At 29.1% G+C, this 13,091-nt stretch carries 15 protein-coding genes and 1 pseudogene; 6 read left to right on the forward strand and 10 right to left on the reverse strand.

What is annotated here, in order from left to right; translation table 11 throughout:
* Window positions 1-38 precede the first annotated feature (38 nt).
* Complete coding sequence (locus J3477_RS15280; protein ID WP_206870833.1) at window positions 39-401, reverse strand: ArsR/SmtB family transcription factor; 363 nt, start codon at window positions 399-401, stop codon at window positions 39-41.
* A 503-nt stretch (window positions 402-904) separates the two neighbouring features.
* Here J3477_RS15280 and J3477_RS15285 point away from each other — a divergent pair.
* Window positions 905-1,750: a tetratricopeptide repeat protein gene (locus J3477_RS15285; protein WP_206870834.1), complete on the forward strand. Its 846-nt coding sequence runs from the start codon at window positions 905-907 to the stop codon at window positions 1,748-1,750.
* A gap of 117 nt (window positions 1,751-1,867) precedes the next feature.
* On the opposite strand, the gene hisJ is transcribed toward J3477_RS15285, so the two are convergent.
* The 4 genes from hisJ to J3477_RS15305 form a co-directional block, all read right to left on the reverse strand.
* Window positions 1,868-2,710: a histidinol-phosphatase HisJ gene (gene hisJ, locus J3477_RS15290; protein ID WP_206870835.1), complete on the reverse strand. Its 843-nt coding sequence runs from the start codon at window positions 2,708-2,710 to the stop codon at window positions 1,868-1,870.
* Between the two features lie 328 nt (window positions 2,711-3,038).
* On the reverse strand, window positions 3,039-3,182 hold the full coding sequence (locus J3477_RS15295; RefSeq protein WP_206870836.1) for a hypothetical protein: 144 nt from the start codon (window positions 3,180-3,182) through the stop codon (window positions 3,039-3,041).
* An 86-nt stretch (window positions 3,183-3,268) separates the two neighbouring features.
* Window positions 3,269-4,549, reverse strand: a complete 1,281-nt coding sequence (locus J3477_RS15300; protein WP_206870837.1) for a helix-turn-helix domain-containing protein — start codon at window positions 4,547-4,549, stop codon at window positions 3,269-3,271.
* 492 nt (window positions 4,550-5,041) lie between these two features.
* Window positions 5,042-5,200, reverse strand: coding sequence for a hypothetical protein (locus J3477_RS15305; protein ID WP_206870838.1), 159 nt, complete (start codon window positions 5,198-5,200; stop codon window positions 5,042-5,044).
* 1,021 nt (window positions 5,201-6,221) lie between these two features.
* Here J3477_RS15305 and J3477_RS15310 point away from each other — a divergent pair.
* From J3477_RS15310 to J3477_RS15330, 5 genes are all read left to right on the forward strand, one after another.
* Entirely contained in the window at window positions 6,222-7,454 is a 1,233-nt protein-coding gene (locus J3477_RS15310; RefSeq protein WP_206870839.1) for a chitosanase, read from the forward strand.
* A gap of 183 nt (window positions 7,455-7,637) precedes the next feature.
* On the forward strand, window positions 7,638-8,039 hold the full coding sequence (locus J3477_RS15315; protein ID WP_206870840.1) for a DUF5412 family protein: 402 nt from the start codon (window positions 7,638-7,640) through the stop codon (window positions 8,037-8,039).
* Between the two features lie 129 nt (window positions 8,040-8,168).
* Window positions 8,169-8,810: a hypothetical protein gene (locus J3477_RS15320; protein WP_206870841.1), complete on the forward strand. Its 642-nt coding sequence runs from the start codon at window positions 8,169-8,171 to the stop codon at window positions 8,808-8,810.
* Window positions 8,811-8,902: 92 nt separating this feature from the next.
* On the forward strand, window positions 8,903-9,538 hold the full coding sequence (locus J3477_RS15325) for a hypothetical protein (RefSeq protein WP_206870842.1): 636 nt from the start codon (window positions 8,903-8,905) through the stop codon (window positions 9,536-9,538).
* Window positions 9,539-9,568: 30 nt separating this feature from the next.
* On the forward strand, window positions 9,569-10,000 hold the full coding sequence (locus tag J3477_RS15330) for a hypothetical protein (RefSeq protein WP_206870843.1): 432 nt from the start codon (window positions 9,569-9,571) through the stop codon (window positions 9,998-10,000).
* Window positions 10,001-10,015: 15 nt separating this feature from the next.
* Here the strand turns inward: J3477_RS15330 and J3477_RS15335 are convergent.
* The 5 genes and pseudogenes from J3477_RS15335 to J3477_RS15350 all read right to left on the reverse strand — a co-directional run bounded on the left by J3477_RS15335 (window position 10,016) and on the right by J3477_RS15350 (window position 13,079).
* Window positions 10,016-11,055, reverse strand: a pseudogene (locus J3477_RS15335) (N-acetylmuramoyl-L-alanine amidase).
* Between the two features lie 139 nt (window positions 11,056-11,194).
* The gene (locus tag J3477_RS15340; RefSeq protein WP_206871155.1) at window positions 11,195-11,626 is read right to left on the reverse strand and encodes a phage holin family protein; all 432 of its coding nucleotides are present in this window, start codon (window positions 11,624-11,626) and stop codon (window positions 11,195-11,197) included.
* 46 nt (window positions 11,627-11,672) lie between these two features.
* On the reverse strand, window positions 11,673-11,789 hold the full coding sequence (locus J3477_RS26325) for a CD1375 family protein (protein ID WP_284692001.1): 117 nt from the start codon (window positions 11,787-11,789) through the stop codon (window positions 11,673-11,675).
* A 5-nt stretch (window positions 11,790-11,794) separates the two neighbouring features.
* The gene (locus J3477_RS15345) at window positions 11,795-11,977 is read right to left on the reverse strand and encodes a hypothetical protein (RefSeq protein WP_206870844.1); all 183 of its coding nucleotides are present in this window, start codon (window positions 11,975-11,977) and stop codon (window positions 11,795-11,797) included.
* A 124-nt stretch (window positions 11,978-12,101) separates the two neighbouring features.
* Window positions 12,102-13,079 (reverse strand): hypothetical protein, encoded by a 978-nt coding sequence (locus J3477_RS15350; RefSeq protein ID WP_206870845.1) that lies wholly within the window; start codon window positions 13,077-13,079, stop codon window positions 12,102-12,104.
* Between the last annotated feature and the right edge of the window lie 12 nt (window positions 13,080-13,091).

Here is a 13,091-nt window from a genome sequence, read left to right on the forward strand (position 1 = left end):
TACTGAAGCAGCATCTTTATAGTTATGTTCATTTTAATTTATCTTTCAGTAATATGTTCTAATCCTTGGTTGAAGATATTCTTTACATGCTCATCATCTAAGGAGTAATAAACTACTTTTCCATCTCTTCTAGGCTTAACTAATCTTGCATTTTTTAGTACCCTAAGCTGATGTGAAACCGCTGATTGAGTCATCCTTAATAAAGCGGCTATATCACATACGCACATCTCAGCTTCGAAAAGTGCACAAATTATTTTTATTCTTGTACTATCTCCAAAAACTTTAAAAAGTTCTGATAAATCATACAAAGTCTCTTCTTGTGGTATTTTATTATTTACTTCCCTTATAACATCTTCATGTATTATGGTACAATTACAACTTTCAATTTTTTCATTTATCATATAATCACCTCATAATAGTTTCCAACAAACATATGAGCAATTGTTCATATGTTAATATCATTATATGACTTACTTCAATAATGGTCAATGAAAAATAGTAATTTTTCTATTTTTTATAATACTGTGAATGCGGACCAAATAAGTTGCTTTGCATATGAAGAATACAAAAACTTCTAAAGACCTTCTAATATAACTAACAATAAAAGAGATTTCAAAATAGTTCCCTATACTATTTTGAAATCTCTTTTAAAGATGTAAATACAAATAAAAAATTAAAAATAACTAAAATACTACACTAATCCCATTCACCTATTGGATCTATCATACAATCCCCTCCTCATTACCCTTAATTTAATAATAATAATTTTTACATATTTTGTAAATAGGTGTTCATAAAATTGTATTTTTATGGTAAAATTTCTATTAGCGGCTGTTTTTTCGAATAAAACCACTAATCTGGTCATATATTTCTAACCTAAATATATTCTAAAGGAAGATATAAAATGCGTTTTAAATTATATGATTCTAAAATTGATGAAATTTTAATAGAAAATGATGATTTAGCATACTTGGTAGAAGGTGAAGAGGATTCTCTGTCCTTTTATGTAAATCTAGGAGACGAACTTAACTCAAAAGGAAAGATCTATCACTCCTATATATGCTTTTCTAAGGCCTATGAACTAGAAAGTAACTGTGATGATAATCTAAAGGCAAAGATTGCGATATGCTTAAGTACTTTAGCATTGAAACTTAATAAGATATGTGAAGCCAGGAGAATACTTTCAGAAATCCTAAATAACGATTTAAATATCTGTAGTTCTAAGAAAGGCAAACTACTTTTAAATTATATCTTAGCTCTAAAAATTGAAGGAAATCTTGATGCTGCACTAGAAAACATCCTTTTATTCGAGAGTAATTTCGACATAAATGACTTTAATTCCTTTAGTTTAATAACCTTAAAGGCCAATATACTTAAGGAAAAAGGACTTTTAGATAATGCTGTAAGTATACACAAGCTTCTTGTAGCCTCAAGTGATAAATTAGAAAATAAACTTGTTGCTTCATGTAATATTCTTGATATATATATGGAATGTGGTGACTTAATAAAAATTAAAGAACTTTTAGATAAATATGAAACTCTAGTACAGGAATATATAAACTTAGACAATAAATCCTACGAAACAGAGATATATTTTACTCTTTTTAAAAGCTATGATTTTATTAATGACCAGGATAAAGCCATAAAATTCTACAAACAAACTTACCACAGCGCTGTTTGCCATAATGATTATAAAACAATAGATAAATGCACCGATTCAACATATTATTCCAATATTTTAAGCAAGTAATAAAGTCGCTGAAGTTACCTTCTTCAGTGAGTTTTTTTGCGTATCTATCTTTGCAAATACATCAAAAAAAAGATTGTACTAAAAACTATCTAAATAGCTTTAGAACAATCTCATATATTACAGTTTGCTATATACCCATGTATTACCAAAAAGAACCTTTTGCTCATTTATACTATTTTTCTTCAGCTGTTCTGCTGATTCTTTAAAGCATCCAGCTAAATTATCAACCACATGAGCATCACTATTTATGTTCATTGGAATATCAAGTTCCTTACACCTTTTTATAATCCATTCACTTGGATAGTACTCTGAGATATATCCCCTAGTTACTCCACCAGTATTTACCTCAACAATGAGGTCATTTTCTTTTATTACCTCTAAGGTCTTTTCAACTTGTTCTACATATCTTGGATCATCTTCTCTAAAGAATAAATTATTTTTATTAAACTTCTTTATTAAATCCAGATGTCCAACTATATCTGGTTTACTGTTAGCTGCCATTTCTCTAATAAAGCCATAATAAGCTTCAACAAATTTATAAGAATCTCCATCATACCCTTTTTCGATTATACTTCTTAGTTCATCTTCGTTGTAATCTACAGTTAAATATTCTCCTGTGCCCTTTATAGGCATGAAATGAACGGATCCTATACAATAATCCAGCGGAATAGTCTTATATACTTCATCTCCTGGTCCCATAAGATTCTTTATATAATCAATCTCTAGTCCAAGGTAAATTTCAATCTTATCTTTATATTTCTCTTTTAATCCCAGTATTTCTTCAACATATTTAGATAAGTCTTCTTGCTTCATCGTCCATTCGTTAGCTATAGCTACAGGTGCATGACTAGAAAAACCTATAGCCTTAAAACCTAATTCAATAGCTCTTTTAACATAATCCTCTGGCTCACCTTTTCCATCACAATAGTGGTTGTGCATGTGGTAATTAAATAGATCCATCATTCTCACTCCTTTATGCTTACTTCTAAAAGTTCATTATATTTTGCCGATAATAAGACTTATGTTTATTATATTATAGAATACAAAAAGATTGGTTAGCTATAAATTTTTATTTGTAGTATCTTTTATATTTCACCTTTTAACTATTTACTGTTAATTAATGTCACTTACAAAAGACTTCAACTAACTCTGTGGATTGTATTATTTTAATGGCAGTAAAAAGTTTTACATTATCTATAATTGTTTATATTGCCTTTCTGAAAAGATAAATTAAATAAGGCTAGAAAAAGATTCATAAGAACTCTTTCTAGCCTTGTTGTTTACCTGCTTACATTCCTGTATACGGTGTATCTAAGCCTTGTGTTGTAAAAGTGCCACCGTGAACACCAATGCTAGTGCTCCCTACAGAAGGAATTAAAATAGCTCCTAATAAAATAACACTAAAAATAATTTTTGCAACTTTATTTTTCATTCCCATTACCCCCATTTATTAACTATGTTACTATTATAATACAATCCATATCATTTTGCATTATATTTTGATAAATTTAACAATATTTAATTTACAAGTAATGTTTGCAATCTATTCAAGAAAGTAATAGCTTTGTTACTATCATTTTGTTTAACAGCAACCTCTATTAGCTTATAAAGTGCGTAACTCTTGCCGATTTCTATCTTATTATCATCTAAAGTCTCAAGAAGTCTATTCATATGCTCTTCTATTTTAACAAAATCATCATTAGACTCATAAACTTTTATTAAATCTCTATAATTCATCAAAAGCATATCAAATTGCTGATATTGTTCTGCCATACTTATAGCTAACTCAAATATCATTATGCTTTCATCATACATTCCTTGTTTATAAAACACCTTACCTTTAGTATTTAATGTATTAGCCAAAGTATCTTTGCTAACTTTATTCTTTAATCTTTGCGCTTCACTAATATAATGCAGGCTTTCTTGATACTTTCCGATATTATAATAGTACTCACCTAAGTTGTTATAAGAATAAGCTAGCATTATATCATCTTTGCCTTTTATATCTTCAACCAATTTAAGATATTCATTAATAGCTTCATTCTTTCTATCAGTTTCATGAAGCACATTAGCTCTTATTATCCTAGCATCTGTTAATATACTATACTCAACTTCTTCTTTATTCGCTATTATATTATCATTTAGAATATTTATAGACTTTTCATATTGTTTTGAATGAAAATACGATATAGCTAAATTAAGATTCGCTCTAAAGTAGTATATTGAATCTTTTTTTTCTCTAGCATATAATAACGCTTGTTTAAAATAAAAAATAGCTTCTTCATGTTCATTTCTTCTTGATTTGCATACTCCAATAGCATTGTAAATATAAGGCTGAGCTTCTTCATCTTTCAATTCCTTGTATTTCCCTAATGCGTTACTAAAAGATTTAAAAGCATTGCCATAGTTTTTTTCATTAACATACTTATCAGCATCTAATCTATATAACTTAGCTAACAAATCATTCAGTTCATATCCTCTAGCTACATCTATGAGCTCTTCAAGCTTTTTATGATTATTTTCCTCTTTCAATTCATTTTCAATATAATATCTAGCATCTTCCTCTGGTTGTCTTGAAAAATACTCGTCGTCTAAATTTAAATTTACAGAAATTCTTTTTGCTATTTCATTAAATCTTTCTGCAAGATGCTTAGAACTTGCCTTACTTACGTTTCTCTTACCGCTCTCCATCATACTGATGAAGGCTCTAGTCATGTTAATCCCCTCTAGTGCGGCTTGATTAACCCTGAACTTTTTTCTCATGCGTCTTATCTTTTCACTTGGATTGTAAAACTCCAAATTAATCCCCCCTTAGCCAACAATTGCTTAATCACTTATATACTATTAATTATAACTGCTTTTTAATAAAAAATCATAGAAATATATGAAAAAATGTTAATTTTTTGGGGATATATTATTCATTCATTTGTATTTTTTTGTAATATGATTTTCTATTATCTTATAATAATTGTAAAATATAGTTATTAACAACCTCTTTGTTACTAAACTTAACAAGAACCGTAATCTTTTTAGCGCTATTATTTTTAAATTTAGAAATTCGTTGAAGCGATCTTCTTCAGTGAACTTTTTTTGCACATCTGCCTTTGCGAATGCATATGCCGAAAATTTGTCTGGTGAATTATTTTTGTTTTTTACTGTATAGCTTTAAAAACTTCTAAAAGCATTTAAATATTTAGATTTAGTTAGGTTGAAAATTTTACACTTTTCTACACAGCAAAAAAGTTCTAGCTATATGTAAATATAGCTAGAACTTTTAAACAACCTAGTAGATTATGTCCAACCTTGCTCTTCCGCCATTACTCCACTTTTGTTTTTGCTTGGTTCTTCTATTGTGGTAGGAAATCTACTTTTAGCCCATTGGTTCTGTGTTTTTGTACCATTTTTTTTAAAGTTTTTTTCTGTATACTCTCTTCTATGTTTACTATTCATTACGAGCACCTCCACAAATTTTTTAGTTTATGGTGTCTAGATGCATCTTAAGATGAAATTTTATGTTGAGAACACACAAAAACTTCTACTATACAATAAAGTTAAATCAAAAATGCACCTTTGGCTTTAGAAATATACTACACTCCAGATCTTCATAACCTTCAATATACGAAATTATTATTGAAAGCATTGAATTTTAAAATGCTTCTGAAATGTTATATATATATTATGCTACAGATTAAAAGTATTATAATGATTACTTTTAATTAAAAACTCCACATGCTAGCAATGTAGTAAATCAATACTTTATTAATTCTTTTTTTATCTATTTATAATAAAAATTGTCTTTTTACACTGCGAAAATATAAGTACACACTTTATATTTTGTAATAAATTAATATATTTATATGCATATTGACTAGAAAAATATGGATTGATATAATTATATTTGTAATGATACACAACATTGTCACTTCTGTTAATATAAATTTTTATTCAAGCCTTTTTACCTATTTTTTTCAATTTTGCATCTGGTTTATTCTTCACGTAATGATTTTAAAACATAAAAGGAGGGAGTTTTATATTTCTATCACTTAATCTTTTTGTCAAAATATACTATAGTTTATAACACTTGTAACCTTGCATATTTCTTATATATCTACAATAAAATAATAAAATTTTAATTTTTAGATTAAAATTTGCAAGCTTTTACTAAAATATACAGCATTTTTCACCATCTATAAATAAAACTATATTTTCTACAAATTTTCATATAATCATTTAAAATATAACAAAATTTTGAACTTTTAAAAAATATGATATGTTTTGTCGAAATATTATGTTTTACAGGTAGAGAGAGTTGCGAGTAAATATATTAAACTTAGTTACTTTACTATATTAACTATAGTTTTCCAAATTAGAATTTCCAACCCAAATTCTAATTTTATGAAATTAAAAGATTGATTAAAATTTAATTCAGAGGAAGATGTTGTGATCAAATAAAATACGAGGTGATTTATAAATGGAAGCATTAAAAAAATGGACAAGTTCCAAAAAGACTCTAGCTACCCTAGTTTTATCTTTTCTTTTTGTATTGGCTTCAGTTATACCAGCTAAAGCTTATACTTTTTCAAGCCCTTCTGTAGAAGTAATGTACAAGCTTACCTCTATCTTTGAAAATAGTACTACAACTCTAAAATATAATTATTGTGAAAATATAGGTGACGGAAGAGGATATACTTTCGGTTTCCCAGGATTCTGTAGTGGTACCTATGATGGTACAATGTTCTTACAAGAATATAAGAGACTTAATCCTAGTAATAAATTAGTTAAATATATACCTGCTTTTCAAGCCATAGATGCTATGCCTCATCCAGATGGTATGCAAAGCAGTACTGCTGGACTTTCAGGTTTTCCTGCTGATTTTGCATCTTGTGCAAGTGACCCTGCCTTCCAAACAGCTCAGCATAATCTAGTAGATACTTTATACTGGAATCCAGCACAAGCAGCAGCTTCAGAAATAGGTGCGACTTTACCAATAACAAAGGGTGAACTTTACGATGCATTTATAAATCATGGTGAAGATGGCGCAAGAGATATAATGAACCAAACAACTAAAGCAGTTGGTGGAACACCTAAGACAGGAGTTTCAGAAAAAACATGGTTAAGCAAATTCTTAAGCATAAGATACAATATACTTGTATCAGATCCAGCTTGGAACGGATCTGAAGACAGAGTTAAGGTTTATCAAACACTTTTAGCAAATAATAACGTAAATCTTACTGCACCTTTAACCGTTACTTGTTATGGTGATACTTTCACAATTACCACTTCTACTACAACTCCACCAGTATCAACTCAATGGTCTTCAATAACTTCAGTATATAACGGAAATTATATATCTGCTGACAACTATGGCAATAACCCTCTAGTTGCAAATAAAACAAGCGTTGGAGATTGGGAAAAGTTTCAGGTAATACAAAACGGTGATGGAACAATATCTCTACTATCAAAAATCAACAATAAATATGTTTGTGCAGATTTAAATAACGGTACAAAACTAGTAGCAAGAAGCACAACTATAGATGGATGGGAAAAGTTCAAACTTGTAACCTTAAGTGATGGAAATGTTGGACTTCAAGCTATGGCAAATAATAAATATGTATCTGCTGATTATAATAATGGAGGAGTTTTATATGCTAATAGAGATTCTATAAGCGGCTGGGAAACTTTCTCCATAAAAGCAGCTCAGTAATATAATCATAAAATTAATTGAATAAATAAAAAATACACCTCCAAATGTTAGCTGAATTTGCCCAACATTAGAGGTGTATTTTTATTTTTAGTCGTTCACTGAAACCAATATGTAATTAGACATAGAAATAGCTATTGCTTATAATTAATATAACAATTAATTACAAATAACAAGGAGTTAATAATGTTTAGAGCTTTTAAAAAAAGTTTTGTATGTATTATTCTATTAAGTTTTCTAGTATTCTTTATAGGCTGCTCTAGTGAATCTAATATAGAAATTTTAAAGGAAGCCTCCTCCCCTAACGGATATTATACAGCCTTTGCTTTTGTATACTCAGGTGGAGCCACAACTGATTTTAGTCCTAGAGTATCAATATTAGATTCTAAAGCCGATAAAAAGGAGATAAAAAAGCTTCTTCTTCAAGGTTCTAATGTATATTCTGCCCATCATAGTAAAGATATAGATGTTAAATGGGAAGATGATGAAAATTTAACGGTTACTTATTCAAATGATGATGAAGATATAGATCTTAAGGTAGATATAATACATGGAATAAAGGTGAAGTATGAGAAAAAAGCTAAGTAAGATGATGTGCTTCTATGCTTTATAAAACAAAGATTTATTGAAGCTAATGAATACCCGAATTGATATCTAGATAGATTGTACAGTAGAAACATGTGAATTTAATTTATTATATTTGGCAAGGAGAACATTATGAGAAATAAAAATAAGTTTATTAATATTTATACAGAAATACCAGACAAAGCTTCAATAAGAAGTTTAATAAGAGGTATTGCTCTGCTTATAAATGTCTTTAATTATGCTGTTTTTTCTCTTTATAACACAACAGGAATTGCTCCTTCAAAAAATCTTACAACCTTCCTTATTATATCCCTTATAATTTTTGATTTATTTTCTTTTGTATTTTATCTTATGGTAAATAGAATAAACTTCTTATTCCATCTGTATACAGCCATCTCACTAACAGGAAGTTCATTTTTTTACTTCTTTATGTCTTCGAAAATTTTCATTTATGAATTAGGCAGTGATTTAGCTTGTACCACTATTGGGATAGGACTGTTACTATATATAATCATTATTGTTGTAGTAATCTCAAACATAAGAATTAAAATTAAAAATATTTACGTTAGAAAAACTTACAACAAAACTTTTGCAGGATTAATCGTTTCCTTAGGTACAGCAATTGGAATTGTTATTTCAAAGCATATAACATTTAGAAGTGTGCCCCTTGGTATAATAATTTTAATATTGTCGTACCTACTTATTCCAACAATATCGGGATTCCATAAATTCTATTTAATCATGAAAAAGAGGCGTAGTTCACACTTTAGGTAACTTTTACATGTTTTCATTAGATTTATATACAAGCTTTGTTATTAAGATCTCACAAAAAAATAAGTGTCTTTAGTAAATTAGGAGGCTCGTTAATGTTTAAGAAAATAATATTAACCCTTTTCACACTGATAATTGTAATATGTGCAATTATCAGTGTGAAAAACCAACTAAATAAAAATAAATATACATTTTCTAATACCAATGAATTAATTAAATACAATTGTAGCTTAGAGATGAGTGTTGAGAATAAATCATATGATTATCAAAATGTTAGGATATTTGGGATAGAGTACGGAAAAGACAATATAATAGGGGATAAAAATATAGAAGTAAAAAATAGTAAATTAAATTACTGTAGTTACCAAATTACTAAAGATCAAGATTATATCTTCACTTATATAGATGAGGAGAGAGCTATGTTTAAAATCAAGGCTCCTTTATCTGAAGATTTAAGATCCTTTTTAGTAAACTCATTTATCAAAGGAAGAACAACGAGTATTATGGTGTTCCCTTTTAAGGATACTAACAAATTATTTATTAAAGCTCAAGAAAGTTCCTATTTTGTAAATCTATTATCGAAAAAAATAATTTCTTTAAATAATGGAATATATAAGATTCCATCAATGAATCTAAAAGAGAATGTATTAACTATCTTAAGGATTGAGGCATTAGCAAATATTACTTATGTTTTTGATAAGGATGGAAATATTATTTGTAAATTTTTATAATGATTAAATCTAACTTACAAGGAGTTAACTATGACTAAATTAGCAAATTTGTTTGGATATGTGGGCGCTATTATCCAGATTTGTATAAGATTAGTATTGCTTATGTGGGCTTTTATGTTTATACAAGATTTTAATATGTCTTATTTATTTGATTTACTAACAGTAAATATATTGCCTCTTGTATTAAATGTACTAACTATAAGATTATTAAAAAAATCAACACTAAGCTTTAAATATAGCTTTTTATTATTTATCTTAACTTTATTACCATTATTAATTCCTCCATTTGTATCAGTTTTTTTCCATACGCATGAAGGCTTCAAGTTTTTTTTAACAATGGTATCAGAATTATTTACAAATCCTCAAAATATATTATTTTCTATATCTACATCATTAATGTTAATATCAAACTTAATATATTTTATTATGAGTTTTTTATCTATTTCAAAAAAACTCAGCTAATTTTATATTAATATATTAATCCACTTTTACATACTCTCTTGTAAAATAAGCTGTTTTATATCCTAGACCTGCGAAGTAAGTAGCTAGCACATAATCTCCTTCTAATTTATGAACAAGTAATCTTTCACCGTTATTTACATATCCCATTCTTGTACTTTCTCTTGAAGGTTCATACCTAGCATCTAGTTCGGTCACTACGTTAATAACTCTAGCATTTGTATCTATAGCTAATACCTCTTGTTTTGAATTTACCCATACTTTTTCTGATTTCTTGCTTAAGGCATCCTTCCAATAAATAACTGGTAGAAAATACTCTTTATCACAAACTTCATCTAATATCTGAATTCTTTCACTAGCGTATATCTCTCCTATATCAATATAAGAAGATTCTCCTTTATCTCTCGCATCTAGAGCAACTAGCGCAGTTGCGTTAGTGCTAAAACCGCTTTGATTTCTTATACTATTCGTAACATTAGGCTGAATACCTTGAAGATCTGGTTTTATATCGGATTTAACTTCAACTATTGTGTTATCAGTTATAGCCTCAGCTATACATTTTCCGATAAAATCAGGTCCTTTTTCTTTATATATGTTAACATCTTCTGTAGCTTCTACAAAACACACCTCAATTATCATAGCAGGCATAGTAGTTCTTCTTAATTCATACAAACTAGTAGATGCTTTTACACCTCTATTCTTCAAACCTGTTTTCGAAGATATTTTGTTTACAACTCTTTCAGCTATAGGCTCTGATTTTCCCCGGTAGAGTAAATCCAAACTTCTGTACCAATAGCTCCACTATAATTATCATAAGCTTTGTTAAAATGTATTGATGCAAAAAGTTCTGCTCCAAAATTATTTGCACTATTTACTCCATAGGATAAATCTGTATTTTCATCACAGTCTCCTGGAGTCACATCCAAAACATTTTGTCCTGCTGCTCTTAAATATTTTATAACCGCATCTTTAACCTTTCTGTCTTCTGTAGTCTCATCAATAATGGCTGAAGCACCTACTGCTTGAAAGTTGTGACCAGCTCTTATTGCTATCTTCATTTATCACTGCCTCCTTTTATTTAAATATCATTTTTTGATTTTAATGCATATTCTTCTTTTTTTGTTCTTTGACTTATATTATTTCTTAAGTCAGTTTGAATAATTGAGTTATAAATTTCTAAGATAATAAAAAGAGACTCTAGTGAGCCTCTTCATTATTATCTTTCATTTCTTTTCTATTACCATCTTTAAGCTGAACCAAAGCATCTTGTAGTTGATCTGGTACAGGCAGTCCAAGTTCCACGCAGTTTTCTAGTAGACTTATCCCTTCGTTTGCTATATAAAAATAACATACTAAGGTTCTAAATACCCATGTCCCAGTATTCAGAAGCTTGTCTAAAAGAACTGCTACAATAAGGACTATGAATATAACTGACTTTCTAGCTATTCCTTTTAGACCTACATCACTAGAAATTATCTTATTTATATAAGCTTTTATTATTCCTGTAGTATAGTCTAAAACCATAAAAGCAATAAGTACCATCAGTGCAGTATCCCATACTCCAAAAATCCAGGTTGCTACTGTTCCGATGGCTGCAATAATTGAAGTTATTATATTTTGTTTATCTATTTTTGTATACCTCCTTTCTTGAATTTTAGAAATAAAAAAAGGAGCTTTATGCTCCTTGATTGGTTTTATCTAATTCTTCTTGAACTTGAGATTTCCATACATTTGGTACCTTTTCTATTGTCCAAATTCCAGCTGTTATTAAATCCACGTAAAGTTTAACCATACTACTCACCTCCTAATAAGGAGTTTGCAAGCTATGCTATAGCTAGTTGGGTTTGTATTTTCTTCTTGTAACTGTCTTGTTAGTGTAGATGAATTTGAAGAAACCTTAGTCCTGCTAGCTAAATCTTGTTCAATTTCATTTTCAGTCATTGGCAATACTTCTCTATCTTCATTATATACATAGATCACTTTTTATAGGTTCCTCAAAACCATCCGAAAATCTGCTAATTATTCTATCTGTTTTCATCTGTTTTCATCTGTTTTCATCTGTTTTCATCTGTTTTTATATAATGACTAATCATATTAATATCCACTATAACTCTGCATCAACTGACATAGTTGAGTACCAGCTTGACCATCCGTTTACATTGTTAGTATTTGTCTTATAACAAGTGGCCATATCCTGGGTTACAGCATATACAATCGGTGCAGTTGAATCTACATTACTACCACCAGTTGAAGAAAAAGATATCGTAGGATTTACTCTTTTTCTAGCTTTAAACATATACATCAAAGGTAATGTAATTCCATTCACTTGAGTATTTCCAACTAATGTATTTATTGATGCTAACTCGTAATATCTTTGACAATCCAGTAATTCTTGTGCATAGCTCTTTGGCGAAAAAGGCAATGCTGTTGTTCCTGCATTAAGCTGTACTTGAGCTATATCTACATAGTCATTTGCATTAGCGAATCCTGCTTGTAGTATTAGCGTGGAGTTACATATATTATCATCAATTACTCTTCCAATAGATGATGCTGCATTTAATGTATAAGTATATTGAGTCCAGGTTGTAGTAAGTGTCACTGACTTTGTTGACCATCCATCCTCTACTCCACTTGAATAATATTGCTCAAATAATATATTTAATTGATTAGATGTATTTGATTTTGCCCAGAATGATATAGTTATCGGCATACCACTAAATGGCAACCCTTCTATCCTTTGCACTATATTTACACTTTTCCCAGTACCGCTACCATAGGTTGATCTTAAAAAAAATCTTGGGTTGTTAGGCACAGCTATTTGCCCTACTGCAAATGCCTGTCTTGTTACAGAAAGTGTATCACCGTATACTTTTGTCATGAACCATCGATCTGCAGTATACGGACTTGCTGGGGTCACATTTGCTACAAAATTAAATGCAGTTCCCCTTTGCCAAACATCAAAGTTACCATTTATTATAGCCTGTCTATACAAACTATGATTTTCTGCTTCTGATTGAAAATTTATAGTATCAAAATCAGTACCATTAAATACTTTATATTGTGCTCTTTTTGTAATTCCCATAATTTCATCTCC

This window comes from Clostridium zeae, from assembly GCF_017312485.1.
Lineage (GTDB): Bacteria > Bacillota > Clostridia > Clostridiales > Clostridiaceae > Clostridium_AR > Clostridium_AR zeae.